Here is a 15116-nt window from a genome sequence, read left to right as displayed (position 1 = left end):
CGCCCGTTCGACGTGGACACGGACTCCGCTCTGGACGCGTTCAGGAAGCCGGTAGCGGTCACGCCGCCTTCACCGCCACCGCGAAAACCCGGCGGAACGGGAACACCGTGCCGTGCGGGCCCCGTGGGTAGGCCTCGCGCAGGAGGGCGCCGTACTCCGTGAGGAAGTCGGCCGCGTCCTCGCCCAGTGCCGTGAGGACGGGGCGCAGGGCCGTGCCCTTGACCCAGTCGAGGACCGGGTCGTCGCCCTGGAGGAGGTGGACGTACGTCGTCTCCCAGACGTCCGTCGCGCAGCCCAGGCGGGTGAGGCGGGCGAGGTATGCCTCGCGGGTGAGGACCGCGTCGTCGTGGTCGAGGGCGCCGGTCAGGCGGGTCCGCCAGCGGGCGGAGGCGGCTCTCTCGCGCAGGAGGCGGTGGCTGGGGGCGTCGAAGTTGCCGGGGACCTGGAAGGCGAACGTGCCGCCGGGGCGCAGCGCCGTGATCCAGTCGGCGAAGCGGTCGGCGTGGCCCGGCGCCCACTGGAGCGTGGCGTTGCTGATGATCAGGTCGTGCGGCGCGTCCGGGGTCCAGGTGCGCACGTCGGCGTGGGCGAAGTCCAGCCGGTCGCCGGCGTGGTCCGCGACGGCCCTGGCGAGCATGTCGGGCGAGTTGTCGTAGCCGGTGACGTGGGCCGTGGGCCAGCGGGCGGCGAGCAGTGCGGTGGCGTTGCCCGGGCCGCAGCCGAGGTCGGCGACGCGGGGCGCGTCGGAGGGGAGGTCCGGGACGCGGGCGAGGAGGTCGGCGAAGGGGCGGGCGCGGTGGCCGGCATGGCGCAGGTACTGGGACGGGTCCCAGGCGGTTGCGGGCATGTCATCAGCTTGAACACCCGGGTATCTTGATGTCAAGAGACTTCACGTCGACACAACCACTACACTGATCGTCATGGAGGACGAGGTCGACCGGCTGGTCGCGGCGTGGCGCCGGGAGCGCCCGGACCTCGACGTGGAACCGCTCGAGGTCCTCAGCCGCGTGAGCAGGCTGGCCCGGCACCTGGACCGGGCGCGCCGTCTGGCCTTCTCCGAGCATCAGCTGGAGCCGTGGGAGTTCGACGTGCTGACGGCGCTGCGCCGCGCCGGGACGCCGTACCAGCTCTCGCCGGGGCAGCTGCTGACGCAGACCCTGGTGACGTCGGGGACGATGACGAACCGTATCGACCGGCTCGCCAAGAAGGGCCTGGTCGAGCGGCTGCCCGACCCCAGCGACCGCCGCGGCGTGCTGGTCCGGCTGACGCCCGAGGGCCGCGACCGCGCCGACCAGGCGCTCGCGGGGCTGCTGGAGCAGGAGCGCGCCATCCTCGCCGAGCTGTCCCGGGCCCAGCGCGGCGAGCTGGCGGCCCTGCTACGCCAGCTGACCGCCCCGTTCGACAACATCCCGGGTTAGGTCGGCGGGGCCCACTCCGGCCCGCCGGGCGAGGGCGACGGCCGCGAGCGTGGAGTGGACGCCGAGCTTGCCGAGGACGTTCTGCATGTGGGTGCGGACCGTGTGCGGGGAGAGGTACAGCCGTTCCGCCACCGCCTTGCGGCCCAGCCCCGCCACCATGCAGCGCAGCACCTCCCGCTCGCGCGGCGTCAGCGACTCCACCAGGCGTTCGCTGTCGGTGCGGTGCTTGCGGGCCGCGGTCAGCTCGCGCAGCACCCCGGTCAGCAGGGCGGGCGGCAGGTGCGTCTCGTCGCGCAGGACGCCGCGGACGACCGTCAGCAGCCGGGACAGGGAGCAGTCCTTGGCGACCCAGCCGCTCGCCCCGGCCTGCAGCGCCAGGGCCGCGCGCCGGGGGTCGTCCTTCTCAGCGAGGACGACGCTGCGCACGCCGGGCTGTGCCGTGCGCACGCCCGCGACCAGCGAGATGCCGTCCACCACGCCGTCCGCGCCGCCGTCCGGGACGCACTGCACCGGCAGGGCGCCGCGCGCGCCGGGCAGGCCGCCCAGGTCGGCGTCGACGAGCAGCACGTCGTAGCGGCGGCCCTCCGCGGCTGCGCGGTCGAGACAGCGCAGCGCGGCGGGGCCGCTGCCCGCGGCGGAGACCTCCACGTCGGGCTCGGCGGCGAGCGCCGCGGCCAGCGACTCGGCGAAGATGCGGTGATCGTCCACGACCAGCACTCGGATGCGAACCACGAAACCCCCACTGATCCGGAGAACCCGGAAGAACCCGGAGAAAGAGAGACGACGCGGGTACGACGCCCGGGGACGCGGCAGCCGCACGGCCGCCGCCGTGCAGACACTGCTACCCCCCTCGACGGGCGCCGAACCCGACTTCGCCTCGCACCCCTGAAACGAACGCCGGCCCCCACCGGCGTTGCCCTCAGAGTACGGACGGGAGCCGGGAGGGGAAGGCCCTTTTCGGAACTGGTCACCGGGCGCGTTTATGGTGTGCCGCATGTTTCGTCTTGAGACAGAAGTCGACAAGGCCCGGCGCGATCTGCTGCGCGCCCGGCTCCGGGACAGCAACACGGCCGCCTCGCCGGTGCTGGCCGCCCTGCGCGGGACGCCGGCCGAGCGGGAAGTGCCGTTGCACGTCTGGGGGTTGGACGCGGACGGCGAACTCGCCGGGGGACTCGTCGGGCACACCTGGGCGACGTGGCTGCACGTCACCTATCTGTGGGTGGACGAACGGCACCGCGGCGGCGGACTGGGCTCGCGGCTGCTGAACGAGGCGGAGCGGGTGGCCCGCGAGGAGCGGGAGTGCGCGGCGGCGCGCGTGGAGACGTGGGACTTCCAGGCGCCGGACTTCTACCGGAAGCACGGATACGACGTGGTGTGCGTGATCCCCGGCTATCCGCCGGGGATCACGGAGTTCACACTGACGAAGCGGTTGGGCTGAGTCCTGGGCGCGGGCGGCACGCGCCGCCCGCCGGGGCAGCCGACTCAGCCGGGACCGAGGCGGCGCGCGCCCGCCGCCGGGACCGCCTCGAACACCCGCGGGGCGGTGAACCCGGCCGCGGCGAAGGCCTCTTCGACCGCCTTGGTGATCGCCTCGACGTCCCCGGCCTCGGCCAGCACGATCGCCGACCCGCCGAAGCCGCCGCCCGTCATCCGCGCGCCGAGCGCCCCGGCGCCGAGCGCGGTGTCCACGACCAGGTCCAACTCCGGGCAGGAGATGCGGAAGTCGTCCCGCAGCGAGGCGTGCCCCTCGGTCAGCACCGGCCCGATGGCGCGGGTCTCGCCCGACTCCAGCAGGGCGACGACGCGTTCGACGCGGGCGTCCTCGGTGACGACGTGCCGCACCAGCCGCCGTACCTCCTCCTCGTCGCCGAGCCGCTCCAGCGCCGCGTCCAGTTCGCCGTGGGGGATGTCCCGCAGGGCGTCGACGCCGAGGAGGGCCGCGCCCTTCTCGCAGCCGGCGCGGCGCTTGCCGTACTCGCCGGTGCTGTGCTCGTGCTTGACCTGGGTGTCGACCACGAGCAGGCGCATGCCCTCGGCGGCGAGGTCGAAGGGGATCTGCTTCTGGGAGAGGTGGCGGGTGTCGAGGAACAGGGCGTGCCCCTCGGTGCAGCACGCGGAGGCGGTCTGGTCCATGATGCCGACGGGCGCCCCGACGTAGACGTTCTCGGCGCGCTGGCACAGCCGGGCCAGCTGCCAGCCCTTGAGGCCGAGTGCGTACAGGTCGTTCAGCGCGAGGGCGACGACGACCTCCAGGGCCGCCGACGAGGAGAGGCCGGCGCCGGCCGGGACGGTGGAGGCGAGGTGGACGTCGGCGCCGGTGACCGGGTGGCCGGCCTCGCGCAGCGCCCACACCACGCCCGCCGGGTACGCCGTCCAGCCGCGATCGGTCTCCGGCGTCAGGTCCTCGACGCGCAGCTCCACGACGCCGCCCTCGACGTCGGCCGAGTGCAGCCGCAGGACGCCGTCGGTGCGGCGGGCGACGGCGGCGACGGCGGTGTGCGGCAGCGCGAAGGGCATCACGAAGCCGTCGTTGTAGTCGGTGTGCTCGCCGATCAGGTTGACCCGGCCGGGCGCCGCCCAGAGGCCCTCGGGCTCGGTCCCGTACAGCTCGACGAAGGCGTCCCGCACCTGCTGTGCCGCCACTACTGCTCCCTTGCGATCTTCTGGGCGAACTCCCACGCGTCCGCGACGATTCCCGTGAGGTCCGCACGGGACGGGTTCCAGCCGAGCCGCTCGCGGGCGGTGGCGGCCGAGGCGACCAGGACCGCCGGGTCGCCGCCGCGGCGGGGCGCGGTCACCTCGGGGACGGGGTGGCCGGTGACCTTGCGGACGGTGTCGACGACCTCGCGGACGGAGAAGCCCGCGCCGTTGCCGAGGTTGCAGATCAGGTGCTCGCCCGGGGCGGCGGCCGTCAGCGCCAGGAGGTGGGCCTCGGCGAGGTCGGCGACGTGGATGTAGTCGCGGACGCAGGTGCCGTCGGGGGTCGGGTAGTCGTCGCCGTAGACGGAGATGGCGTCGCGGCGGCCCTGGGCGACCTGGAGGACCAGCGGGATGAGGTGCGACTCGGGGTCGTGGCGCTCGCCGAAGTCGCCGTAGGCGCCGGCCACGTTGAAGTAGCGCAGCGACACGGCGGCCAGGCCGTGGGCCGCGGCCTCGCCGGCGATCATGTGGTCGACGGCGAGTTTGGTCGCGCCGTAGGGGTTGGTGGGCTGCGTGGGCGCGCTCTCCACGATGGGGATCTGCTCGGGTTCGCCGTAGGTGGCGGCCGTGGAGGAGAACACCAGCCGGCGCACGCCCGCCTCGCGCATGGCGGTGAGCAGGGCCATGGTGCCGCCGACGTTGTTGTCCCAGTACTTCTCGGGCCGCACGACCGACTCGCCGACCTGGGAGGAGGCGGCGAAGTGCAGGACGGCGTCGTAGGAGGAGTCCAGCCATTTGGCGGCGTCGCGGATGTCGCCCTCGACGAAGGCGGCGCCGGAGGGGACGCCCTCGCGGAAGCCGGTGGAGAGGTTGTCGAGGACGGTCACCTCGTGGCCGGCCTCCAGCAGGTGCTGGGCGACGACCGACCCGACGTAGCCGGCGCCGCCGGTGACCAGGTACTTACCGCTCATGAACTCGCTACCTCTCGCAGTCGCTCGGCCGCGTGCTCCGGCGGCACGTCGTTGATGAAGACGTTCATGCCGGACTCGGAGCCCGCGAGGAACTTCAGCTTGCCGGAAGTGCGGCGGATGGTGAAAAGCTCCAGGTGGAGCGCGAAGTCGTCACGGGTGACGCCGTCGAACTCCTCCAGCGCGCCGAACGGCGCCTGGTGCCAGGCGGCGATGTACGGCGTCGGGGGCTCTCCCGCCCCTTCTCTCCCTCCACCCCGCCCGTCGAAGATCCGGTCGAAGCGCCTCAGAAGTTCCAGATAGACCCGGGGGAATTCCGAGCGCGCCGCCTCGTCCAGGCCGAGCAGGTCGGGGACGCGGCGGCGCGGGTAGAGGTGGACCTCGTAGGGCCAGTGCGCGGCGTAGGGGACGAAGGCCACCCAGTGATCCGTCTCCAGGACGACCCGCTCGTCTGCCAGTTCCCGCTGCAGCACGGCGTCGAAGAGGTTCTCCCCGCCGGTGGCCTCCTTGTGGGCGGCGACGGAGCGCAGCATCAGCGCGGTGCGCGGGGTGGTGAAGGGGTAGGCGTAGATCTGCCCGTGGGGATGGCCGAGGGTCACGCCGATCTCGGCGCCGCGGTTCTCGAAGCAGAACACCTGCTCGACGGAGGACAGCTGGGACAGCTCCGCCGTGCGGTCGGTCCACGCCTCCAGCACGAGCCGCGCCCGGTCCTCGGTGAGGTCGGCGAAGGAGGCGTCGTGGTCGGAGGTGAAGCAGACGACCTCGCAGCGGCCGGAGTCGCCGGCCAGCGAGGGGAAGCGGTTCTCGAAGACGACCACGTCGTACGACGAGTCCGGGATCTCGCTCAGCCGCTCGCCCTGCGTGGGACACAGGGGGCACTCGTCGGCGGGCGGGTGGTAGGTGCGGCCCTGGCGGTGCGAGGCGACGGCGACCGAGTCGCCGAGCAGCGGGTCGCGCCGGACCTGGGAGGTGGTGACGGTCCGCTCCAGCGGGCGGCGGTCGGCCGCGTCGCGCACGGTGTCGTCGCGCAGGTCGTAGTAGATCAGCTCGCGACCGTCGGCCAGCCGGGTCGAGGTCTTCTTCACCGCGGGGTCCCCATTCGCAGTACCACCTGCCATCGAACAGAACATTCAACAGAACTCAACATACCAAAACACAACTCACCACACCACTGGCAACATCACAATCAATCAAAGTTCGACACGGGGCGTGTTCAATTGGCGAACACAGAGGCATAGGTTCCGCCACGGATCAGTTCAGGAATCAGTTCCGGCTCAGTTCCCGCAACGAAGCGAGTGCGTATGGAAACCCTGGAAACCCCCACATACCTGGCAGCCGAGCTGCGGCTTCCCACCAACTGGCTCGACTACACGATCCTCGGCATCTACTTCGTGGTCGTCCTCGGCATCGGCTTCGCCGCCCGCCGGTCGGTCAAGACCAGCCTCGACTTCTTCCTCTCCGGACGCTCCCTGCCCGCCTGGGTCACCGGCCTCGCGTTCATCGCGGCCAACCTCGGCGCCACCGAGATCCTCGGCATGGCCGCCAACAGCGCCCAGTACGGCGTCTACACCACCCACTGGTACTGGATCGGCGCCATCCCGGCCATGGTCTTCCTCGGCCTGGTGATGATGCCCTTCTACTACGGCTCCAAGGTCCGCTCGGTCCCCGAGTTCCTGCTGCTGCGCTTCGACAAGGCGGCGCACCTGCTCAGTTCGGTCCTGTTCGCCTTCGCCGCCATCCTGATCGCCGGCGTCAACCTCTACGCCCTGGCGATCGTGGTCGAGGCGCTGCTCGGCTGGCCCGAGTGGGTGGCGATCGTGGTCGCCGGCTTCTTCGTCCTCGCCTACATCACCCTGGGCGGACTGTCCTCGGCGATCTACAACGAGGTGCTCCAGTTCTTCGTGATCCTCGCCGCGCTCATCCCGATCACCGTGCTCGGCCTCAAGAGCGTCGGCGGCTGGGACGGCCTGTCCGACTCGCTCACCGAGTCACGCGGCGGCGACTTCATGACCTCCTGGGGCGGCACGGGCATCGGCAGCGACAACCCGCTCGGCGCCAACTGGCTCACCATCGTCCTCGGCCTCGGCTTCGTCCTGTCCTTCGGCTACTGGACCACCAACTTCGCCGAGGTGCAGCGCGCGCTGTCCGCCAAGAACCTCTCCGCCGCGCAGCGCACCCCGCTCATCGCCGCCTTCCCCAAGATCTTCATCGTCTTCCTGGTGATGATCCCCGGTCTGGTCGCCGCCGTGCTCGTGCCGAAGATCGGCACCCCCGAGTCCGACCTGCAGTACAACGACGCCATCCCCTATCTGATGGAGCAGCTGCTGCCCAACGGCGTGCTCGGCATCGCGGTGACCGGTCTGCTGGCCGCGTTCATGGCGGGCATGGCGGCCAACGTGTCGTCGTTCAACACCGTGTTCACCACCGACATCTGGGCGAAGTACGTGGTCCGGGGCCGCGAGGACGCCTACTACGTGCGGTTCGGGCGGCTGATCACCGCGATCGGCGTCATGGCGTCGATCGGCACGGCGTTCCTGGCGTCGTCGTTCTCCAACATCATGAGCTACCTGCAGACGCTGTTCTCCTTCTTCAACGTGCCGATGTTCGTGGTCTTCATCATCGGCATGTTCTGGAAGCGGGCCTCGATGAAGTCCGGTTTCTGGGGGCTGATCGCCGGCACCACCGCGGCGATGGTCAACTACTTCGTCCTCTACAAGCAGGACATCGTCGACATCCCCTCCGACCAGGGCGCCAACTTCGTCTCCGCCATCGCCGGGTTCGTCGCGGGCGCGGTCGTCATGGTCGCCGTGTCCCTGTTCACCAAGCCCAAGCCCGCCGAGGAACTCCAGGGCCTGGTCTACGGCACCGTCTCCCCCGGCATGGCCGAGCCGCCCGCCGCCGGCGACGACGCCTGGTACCGCAAGCCGGCCCTGCTGGGCTGGGGCGCCGTGATCCTCGCCGCCGCCTGCTACATCCCGTTCTCGTTCTGACGGACGGCACCACGACTGGGAGGATGGACTGACATGTCACACGAGTACGGCTACTCCGAGAAGGACGTCCAGCGGGAAGTCACCGAGCTGGAGGGCAAGTCCGCCACGGCCGCCCACCTGTTCGACATCCGGCGCATCATCGGCGGCCTGTTCGTGCTCTACGGCGTCATCGTCACGATCGCCGGCCTCACCGACGACGACGCGGCCATCGACAAGGCCGAGGGCGTCAACATCAACCTGTGGACCGGCCTGGGCATGCTGCTGCTGGGCCTGTTCTTCCTGATCTGGCTCAAGCTGCGCCCGATCGCCCCGCCCCCGCCGGACGCCGTACCGGACGACCGCCGCCCGGAGTGATCCACGCCCGGCGCCACCGGGGCCGCGAGCCGCTACGACTCCGGCCCCGGGGCCGCTCGCGGTCCGAGCCCCGGTCCCGGCGGCCGACCGTCCTGCCGCCCCTGCGGGTCCTGCCGGTCCTGCCGGTCCTGCCGGTCTTGTCGGTCCTGCCGGGGCAGTGAGCCCGCCCGGTCCAGAAGGCCCGTGCGGGCCGCCAGGGCCGCGGCCTCCAGGCGGGAGCCGACGCCGAGCTTCATCAGGACGCGCTGGACGTGGGTGCGGGCGGTGGAGGGGGCAATGCCCATGCCGGCCGCGATCAGCCGGGTGTCCTCGCCGTCGGCGACCCTGACCAGGACCTCGACCTCGCGCGGGGTGAGCATCTGGAGCAGGCGCCGGCCCTCGTCGTCGGGCTGGGCCGCAGGGTTCAGCAGCTCCGCGAACGCCCCCTGCAGCAGCTGCGGCGCGACGGCCACCTCCCCCGCCCGCGCCTTCACGATCGCCCGCTCGACGCCCTCGATGCGCTCGTCGTGCCGCACATAGCCGGACGCCCCCGCCGCGAACGCCGCCGCGATCCCCCACGGGCTCGGCACCGGCCCCAGCACCACCACCGCCACCTGCGGACGCTCCCGCTTGATCCGCACCACCGGGTCGAACGCCCCCGGGTCGGCGGGCGCGGCCGTACCCAGCAGGCACACCTCGGGCGCCCGGGCGATCACCAGCTCGGCCGCCCCCGCCGCCGGCGCCGCCGCGGCCAGCACCCGGTGGCCGCGCAGTTTCAGCGCCGAGGCCAGCGCCTCGGCGAGCAGCCGGTGGTCGTCGACCACCATGAGCCGCACTCCCATCGAACCCCCCAGTCCCCCCGGCGGGCGCGCCGGACGCTCCCCAGGTCCGGGCCGCCCCCCGCTCGTCATGCCCCCGGAAGCTACACGCAAGTCGGGCGTCGCGCTGCCCCTACTCATGAGATCTGCCCTGAACCGCGGTCTTTCGCTCCGCGCGCGCCCGCCGCGCACCACGCGCGCGGCCCCGCACCCCCGGTCGTGCGGGGTGCGGGGCCGCGGTCGACGGCGCGAGGACGGTCAGCCCTTGGTGCCGAAGCCGATCGCCAGGTACCGCTTCTCACCGGTGCCGTAGTTGCTGGCGTACACCTCGGACATGAACAGGCGTCCGTTGCGGAAGCGCAGCTCGGCCGTGTCGGGGAGCATGCTCATCTCCACGTCGCGCACCGCCTCGGTGTCCGGGTTCTGCATCAGCTTGACGGCCTTGAAGCTGCCGCCGTCGATGCTGAGGACCTGCCCGCCCTCGTCGTAGGGGGGACGCTTGTACGCGATCACGTTGCCGCCGTCCATCCGCAGCGGGGTGAGCGTGTAGCCGTCGCCCGCGACCAGACGCTGGCCGGTCTGCTTGCCGCGGGCCAGGTCGAACGCGATGATCTCGTTGGTCTTCTTCAGGTCGGCGCTGCCGTCGTGCTCCTCGGTCGGCAGGTACAGCCGGTCGTTGCCGACGACGACGCCGGAGCAGTTCTCGATCCGGGTGATGCCGTCGCACTCGGCGGCGTACTCCTCGCCCGGCGCGGAGATGCGGGCGCGCAGCTGCCCGGTCTTGTTGTCGATGGAGAAGAAGTCGGAGATGCCGCTGCCGTCGCCGGCGGAGTCGCCGACGTCTGCGGCGACGACCAGCGGGTCGGTCGACACGACGCTGGCGTAGTCGATGCCCTCGGTCATCTTGTACTCGGAGACGACCTTGCCCGTCTTGTGGTCCAGGGTCTGGATGTTGAGCTGGTAGGCGCCGTACGAGCCGCACTTGCGGACCGCGACCAGCTTGGGGCCGCCGCCGTAGCCGGCGTCGTGGCAGGTGTCGCCGACCTTCGGCGTCCACAGCGCCTTGCCGGTGGCGATGTCGAACGCGGCCCCGCCGTCGTGGCTGCCCACGGCGACCGTGGTCGCGCCGACGGTGACGTTGTCGAAGCTGATGGTGTCGTCGCCGGCGGCGGCCGTCTTGGTCCACAGCTTCTTGCCGGCGTCCAGGTCGATCGCCGCGATCTCGCTGCAGCCCTCGAAGCCGTCCTTGGCCGGCATCTTCGGCTGGTGGATGATCGCCGTCCTGTTGTCCTCGGTGATGTGCGGCGTGGTCTGGCAGACCGGGCCCGGCAGGTCGATCGTCCACTTCTTGGCGCCCGAGTCGGGGTCGTAGCCGACGATCTCGGCGATGCCGCTCTTGGCGTACACCGTGTCGGTGAGCCAGGAGCCCTCGACGACGACCGACTCGCCCTTCTCCACCTCGGGCTGCGGGACCTGGAACAGCACCCGGGACTTGACGTCGGCGGGGACCTTCTCGTCGCCCGTCGTGGACGTGCCGCCCTCGCCGCCCTTGTCCTCGCCGCCGCCGGTGGCGCCGCCGCTGCTCGCGGCGACGTCGTCCTTGCCGTCGTCCTTGCCGGAGGAGTACCACACGCCGCCGCCGATGATCAGGGCGATGGCGACGACGGCGGCGACGATGATGGCGACCTGCGCGTTGATCTTCCGCTTGCCGCCGGGTGCGCCCGGATACGGCGCCATCGGCGTGGTCGGGGGCTGCGGGTAGCCGTAGCCGGACTGCTGCCCGTAGGGGTTGGGCGCGGCGGGGGGCTGCTGGGCGTACGGGTTGTGGCCGGGGGCGGGGGTCGGGGCGCCCGGCGGCTGCGCCGGGTAGCCGTAGCCGGGCTGGGGCGGCTGGGCGGGCTGCTGCGCGGGCTGCGGGGTGTGCGGGTAGCCGTAGCCGGGGCCCTGGGGCTGGCTGGGGGGCTGGTTCGGCGGGGGCGGCGGCTGGGTCATGACGGTGGGTTACCTCGTGGGACGGGAGCCGGAGGGGTGGCGAAGGCGGTTGCGCGGGCGTCAGTTGCCGTAGGAGAGCATCAGCTTCTCCTTGGCCTCGTCGTCGCCGTTGAGCCGGGTGGTGGAGAGGTAGAAGCGGTTGTCCGCCCAGGCGAGGTCGCGGGAGAAGAAGCCGCCCTCGACCTCCGCGGCGCCGACCGGGTTCTGCATCAGCGTCTTCGGCTCGTGGCCGGCGCCGGCCGTCGCGATCGACACGATCCGCCCGCCCGCGTCGTACGACGGCTGGACGTACGCGATCAGGTTCCCGCCCTCGACCTGGAGCGGCAGCATCGTCTCGTCTGCGGGGGACTTGACGCGCCACTTCTCCTTGCCGGTGGACAGGCTGACGGCGACGACCTCGTTGGCGGCGGCGGTCGCCTTGGTCGGCAGGTACAGCGTGTCGGCGTCGGCGGCGACGCCCAGGCAGCCGGTGAGGTTGCGCTGGAGGATGCCCCAGCCGCACTCGGGGGCGAACTCCTCGTCCACCTCGACCTGGGAGCGCAGGCCGCCCCGGTCGTCGATGGTGGAGATGTTCCAGGCGTTCTTGTCCTCGTTGGTGCTGTAGACGACGAGCGGGTCCACGGAGTAGGTGCGCAGGATGCGCCAGCCCTTGTCGAACTTCTGGGTCCACTTGACCTTGCCGGTCCGCGGGTCCAGCTCCTGGATCTCCTCGTGCTCGGTCTCGGTGCCCGCGCCGCAGGACGCCACCGAGATCAGCTTCGCGCCGCCCGCGAACGCGGTCGGGAAGCAGGAGTCGTCGTACTTCTTCTTGTCGAACAGCTTCTTGCCGCTGGTCACGTCGTACGCCGTGCCGGACTGCGAGCGGCCCACCATCAGGGTGTCGCCGGCCAGGGACAGCTCCACCGAGAGCGCGCTGTCGAACAGGGCGCCGTCCTCGACCTCGGCCTGCCAGCCCTGCTTGCCGGTGTTGAGGTCGATCTGCGCGAGCCGGTTGCACTTGGCGCGGTCGCTGGAACCGCTCATGTACGCGACGACGATCTTGTCGTCGGCCGTCTTCTGCGGGGTGGCCGCGCAGATCTGCTCCTGGAAGCCGACCGGTTCCCAGGTGGGCTGGCCGTCGCCGACGTTGAAGGCGAACAGCTGTTTGTAGGCCGCCTTGACCGCCGTCTTGTCGGTGATCCACATGCCGGGGGCGTCGGCGCCGTCGGCCGGGGCGTCGGGGGCGTCCTTGTACCAGAGCACCTTCGACTCGCCGGGCTTGCGGCCGTCGTTGAGGTTCTCCGGGTCGTCGCCGCCCTTGCCGTCGCCGCTGCCGTCGCCGGGGTTGACCGGGGTGCCGGAGGTTTTGGGCGCGGGGCCGTCGCTGGTCTTGGCGACCGGCTTCTTCGCCTTGCCGCCGTCGTCGCCGGTCACGGCGTAGACGGTGCCGCCGATGACGAGCAGGGCGGCCACGGCGGCGGCGACGGCGAGGGCGGGCTTGCCCTTGAAGGGGTTGCGCGAGCCGCCGCCGGGGGGCGGGGTGGGGGCGCCGGGGTACGACGGGGACTGCGGGTGGCCGTAGCCGGGCTGGGCGGCGTAGGGGCCGGGCTGCTGGGGCTGCCCGTAGGGACCCTGCTGGGCGTACGGGCCCTGCGGGGCATAGGGCCCGCCGGGCTGCTGCGGCGGGCCGTAGGGGCCCGGCTGCTGGGGCTGCCCGTAGGGGCCCGGCTGCTGAGGCTGCCCGTAGGGGCCGGCGGAGGGCTGCTGCGGGTAGCCGTAGCCCGGCTGCGGGGCGCCGGGGGGCGTCGCCCGGCGCGGGTCCTGAGCAGCGCCGAAGCCCTCCTGCGGGTCCTGCGGGGCTCCGAAGCCTCCCTGCGGCGGCTGCGGCGGCTGGCTGGGCGGCTGGGTCATCGGCGGTTCCCCCTTGTGACGATGTGGCCCGCGCCGACGGCGCTGCGTTTTCGCCACACCCGTGTAGCTCATGAATCTCAGACGGTTTTCAGACGGCCCTTTCTATCACCCGGCGCCGACAGCACAGCGGGCCGCGTCCGCCCCTGTTCCCAAGGGTGGACCGGCCCGTGATGCCCCTGTTACGCGCCTTCACGCGTCCTTCACGACGGTCACGCGTCCTCGGCGAGTTCGAGCCAGCGCAGTTCCAGCTCCTCGCGCTCGCCCGCCAGCCGGCGCAGCTCCGCGTCCAGTTCGGCCACCTTCGCGAAGTCCGTGGCGTTCGTGGCGATCTGGTCGTGCAGCTTGGTCTCCTTCTCGGAGATCTTGTCCAACTGCCGCTCGATCTTCTGGAGTTCCTTCTTCGCCGCGCGCTGGTCGGCGGCGCTCTTCTCGGCCGCGGGCCGGGCGGGGGCGGTGGGCGCGGAGGCGGCGGCGGCCTCCTCCATGCGGCGGCGGCGCTCCAGGTACTCGTCGATGCCGCGCGGCAGCATTCGCAGGGTCCCGTCGCCGAGCAGGGCGAACACCCGGTCGGTGGTGCGCTCGACGAAGAACCGGTCGTGGGAGATCACGATCATCGAGCCGGGCCAGCCGTCGAGGACGTCCTCCAGCTGGGTCAGGGTCTCGATGTCGAGGTCGTTGGTCGGCTCGTCGAGGAAGAGGACGTTGGGCTCGTCCATGAGCAGGCGCAGCAGCTGGAGCCTGCGGCGCTCACCGCCGGACAGGTCGCCGACGGGCGTCCACTGCTTCTCCTTGTTGAAGCCGAACGTCTCGCACAGCTGACCCGCGGTCATCTCGCGCCCCTTGCCGAGGTCGACGCGCTCGCGGACCTGCTGCACGGCCTCCAGGACCCGCCACGCCGGGTTGAGTTCGGCGACCTCCTGGGAGAGGTAGGCCAGCTTGACGGTCCGCCCGACGGTGATCCGCCCGCCGGCCGGCTGGGCCTCGCCTCCGGTGCGGGCCGCCTCGGCCATGGCGCGCAGCAGCGTCGTCTTGCCGGCGCCGTTGACCCCGACCAGGCCGATGCGGTCGCCGGGGCCGAGCTGCCAGGTGACGTGCTTGAGCAGCACCTTGGGGCCGGCCTGGACGGTGATGTCCTCCAGGTCGAACACGGTCTTGCCGAGCCGGGAGGAGGCGAACTTCATCAGCTCGGAGCTGTCGCGGGGCGGCGGCACGTCCTTGATCAGCTCGTTGGCGGCCTCGACGCGGAAGCGCGGCTTGGAGGTGCGGGCCGGGGCGCCGCGGCGCAGCCAGGCCAGCTCCTTGCGGACCAGGTTCTGCCGCTTGGTCTCCTCGGTGGCGGCGATCCGCTCGCGCTCGGCGCGGGCGAAGACGTAGTCGGAGTAGCCGCCCTCGTACTCGTGGACGACGCCGCGCTGCACGTCCCACATGCGGGTGCAGACCTGGTCCAGGAACCAGCGGTCGTGGGTGACGCAGACCAGCGCGGAGCGGCGCTCGCGCAGATGGTTCGCGAGCCAGGAGATGCCCTCGACGTCGAGGTGGTTGGTGGGCTCGTCCAGGACGATCAGGTCCTGCTCCTCGATGAGCAGCTTGGCGAGCGCGATCCGGCGCCGCTCGCCGCCGGAGAGCGGTCCGATCACGGTGTCCAGCCCTTGCGGGAAGCCCGGCAGGTCCAGCCCGCCGAACAGCCCGGTGAGCACGTCCCTGACCTTGGCGTCGCCCGCCCACTCGTGGTCGGCCATGTCGCCGATGACCTCGTGGCGGACGGTGGCCGCGGGGTCGAGGGAGTCGTGCTGGGTGAGCACGCCCATGCGCAGGCCGCCGGAGTGGGTGACCCGGCCGGTGTCGGTGTCCTCCAGCTTGGCCAGCATCCGGATGAGCGTGGTCTTGCCGTCGCCGTTGCGGCCGACGACGCCGATGCGGTCGCCCTCGGAGACGCCGAGCGAAATGCCGTCGAGGAGGGTGCGGGTGCCGTACACCTTGCTGACGTTCTCGACATTGACCAGGTTGACGGCCATTTCACTCCTGTGCGCGGGGGTGGGTCAGCCTTCAAGCGTAGGGCCTTGCGGG

At 71.8% G+C, this 15116-nt stretch carries 13 protein-coding genes; 4 read left to right on the top strand and 9 right to left on the bottom strand.

Annotated features, from left to right (window positions below; translation table 11 throughout):
- Positions 1–58: 58 nt before the first annotated feature.
- Positions 59–847, bottom strand: coding sequence for a trans-aconitate 2-methyltransferase (locus tag ABZY13_RS09020; protein WP_356628306.1), 789 nt, complete (start codon positions 845–847; stop codon positions 59–61).
- 73 nt (positions 848–920) lie between these two features.
- Between ABZY13_RS09020 and tamR the strand changes: the two genes are divergently transcribed.
- Positions 921–1418 (top strand): MarR family transcriptional regulator TamR, encoded by a 498-nt coding sequence (gene tamR, locus ABZY13_RS09015; protein WP_356628304.1) that lies wholly within the window; start codon positions 921–923, stop codon positions 1416–1418.
- Here tamR and ABZY13_RS09010 read toward each other — a convergent pair.
- Positions 1377–2150 carry a response regulator transcription factor gene (locus ABZY13_RS09010; RefSeq protein ID WP_356628302.1) on the bottom strand — a complete coding sequence of 258 codons (774 nt, stop codon included), beginning with the start codon at positions 2148–2150 and terminating at the stop codon, positions 1377–1379. The two genes, tamR and ABZY13_RS09010, sit on opposite strands and share 42 nt — an antisense overlap.
- Positions 2151–2400: 250 nt before the next feature.
- Here ABZY13_RS09010 and ABZY13_RS09005 point away from each other — a divergent pair, with 250 nt between their 5' ends.
- Positions 2401–2856: a GNAT family N-acetyltransferase gene (locus ABZY13_RS09005; protein WP_356628300.1), complete on the top strand. Its 456-nt coding sequence runs from the start codon at positions 2401–2403 to the stop codon at positions 2854–2856.
- Positions 2857–2900: 44 nt separating this feature from the next.
- Here ABZY13_RS09005 and galK read toward each other — a convergent pair whose 3' ends face one another.
- From galK to galT, 3 genes are read right to left on the bottom strand one after another with little or no spacing between them, the layout of a single operon-like run.
- Entirely contained in the window at positions 2901–4061 is a 1161-nt protein-coding gene (gene galK / locus ABZY13_RS09000) for a galactokinase (RefSeq protein WP_356628298.1), read from the bottom strand.
- On the bottom strand, positions 4061–5029 hold the full coding sequence (gene galE / locus ABZY13_RS08995; protein ID WP_356628296.1) for a UDP-glucose 4-epimerase GalE: 969 nt from the start codon (positions 5027–5029) through the stop codon (positions 4061–4063). Before galE ends, galK begins: the two co-directional genes overlap by 1 nt.
- A complete protein-coding gene (galT, locus tag ABZY13_RS08990; protein WP_356628294.1) occupies positions 5026–6111 on the bottom strand; it encodes a galactose-1-phosphate uridylyltransferase in 1086 nt (361 codons plus the stop codon). The genes galE and galT overlap by 4 nt, the downstream gene beginning before the upstream one ends.
- A 225-nt stretch (positions 6112–6336) precedes the next feature.
- On the opposite strand from galT, the gene ABZY13_RS08985 reads away from it, so the two are divergent.
- Both ABZY13_RS08985 and ABZY13_RS08980 read left to right on the top strand, forming a co-directional pair.
- A complete protein-coding gene (locus ABZY13_RS08985; protein WP_356628517.1) occupies positions 6337–8016 on the top strand; it encodes a sodium:solute symporter family protein in 1680 nt (559 codons plus the stop codon).
- A gap of 33 nt (positions 8017–8049) precedes the next feature.
- Positions 8050–8370: a hypothetical protein gene (locus ABZY13_RS08980; protein ID WP_356628292.1), complete on the top strand. Its 321-nt coding sequence runs from the start codon at positions 8050–8052 to the stop codon at positions 8368–8370.
- A gap of 32 nt (positions 8371–8402) precedes the next feature.
- On the opposite strand, the gene ABZY13_RS08975 is transcribed toward ABZY13_RS08980, so the two are convergent.
- The 4 genes from ABZY13_RS08975 to ABZY13_RS08960 all read right to left on the bottom strand — a co-directional run bounded on the left by ABZY13_RS08975 (position 8403) and on the right by ABZY13_RS08960 (position 15064).
- A complete protein-coding gene (locus ABZY13_RS08975) occupies positions 8403–9191 on the bottom strand; it encodes a LuxR C-terminal-related transcriptional regulator (protein ID WP_356628290.1) in 789 nt (262 codons plus the stop codon).
- A 234-nt stretch (positions 9192–9425) separates the two neighbouring features.
- Complete coding sequence (locus ABZY13_RS08970) at positions 9426–11159, bottom strand: PQQ-binding-like beta-propeller repeat protein (RefSeq protein ID WP_356628288.1); 1734 nt, start codon at positions 11157–11159, stop codon at positions 9426–9428.
- Between the two features lie 60 nt (positions 11160–11219).
- A complete protein-coding gene (locus ABZY13_RS08965) occupies positions 11220–13049 on the bottom strand; it encodes a PQQ-binding-like beta-propeller repeat protein (RefSeq protein ID WP_356628286.1) in 1830 nt (609 codons plus the stop codon).
- 209 nt (positions 13050–13258) lie between these two features.
- On the bottom strand, positions 13259–15064 hold the full coding sequence (locus ABZY13_RS08960) for an ABC-F family ATP-binding cassette domain-containing protein (RefSeq protein WP_356628284.1): 1806 nt from the start codon (positions 15062–15064) through the stop codon (positions 13259–13261).
- Positions 15065–15116 lie beyond the last annotated feature (52 nt).

Origin of the sequence: Streptomyces sp. NPDC006610, assembly GCF_040611575.1 — a bacterium.
Lineage (GTDB): Bacteria > Actinomycetota > Actinomycetes > Streptomycetales > Streptomycetaceae > Streptomyces.
Note: the sequence above shows the minus strand (reverse complement) of the source record. Positions and strands in the feature narration are given on the sequence as shown.

What these genes read in the sequence shown, in the direction of transcription:
- ABZY13_RS09020 (WP_356628306.1), bottom strand. Translation starts at nt 847, where the DNA reads ATGCCCGCAACCGCCTGGGACCCGTCCCAGTACCTGCGCCATGCCGGC.
- tamR (WP_356628304.1), top strand. Translation starts at nt 921, where the DNA reads ATGGAGGACGAGGTCGACCGGCTGGTCGCGGCGTGGCGCCGGGAGCGC.
- ABZY13_RS09005 (WP_356628300.1), top strand. Translation starts at nt 2,401, where the DNA reads ATGGTGTGCCGCATGTTTCGTCTTGAGACAGAAGTCGACAAGGCCCGG.
- galE (WP_356628296.1), bottom strand. Translation starts at nt 5,029, where the DNA reads ATGAGCGGTAAGTACCTGGTCACCGGCGGCGCCGGCTACGTCGGGTCG.
- ABZY13_RS08980 (WP_356628292.1), top strand. Translation starts at nt 8,050, where the DNA reads ATGTCACACGAGTACGGCTACTCCGAGAAGGACGTCCAGCGGGAAGTC.
- ABZY13_RS08975 (WP_356628290.1), bottom strand. Translation starts at nt 9,191, where the DNA reads ATGGGAGTGCGGCTCATGGTGGTCGACGACCACCGGCTGCTCGCCGAG.
- ABZY13_RS08970 (WP_356628288.1), bottom strand. Translation starts at nt 11,159, where the DNA reads ATGACCCAGCCGCCGCCCCCGCCGAACCAGCCCCCCAGCCAGCCCCAG.
- ABZY13_RS08965 (WP_356628286.1), bottom strand. Translation starts at nt 13,049, where the DNA reads ATGACCCAGCCGCCCAGCCAGCCGCCGCAGCCGCCGCAGGGAGGCTTC.
- ABZY13_RS08960 (WP_356628284.1), bottom strand. Translation starts at nt 15,064, where the DNA reads ATGGCCGTCAACCTGGTCAATGTCGAGAACGTCAGCAAGGTGTACGGC.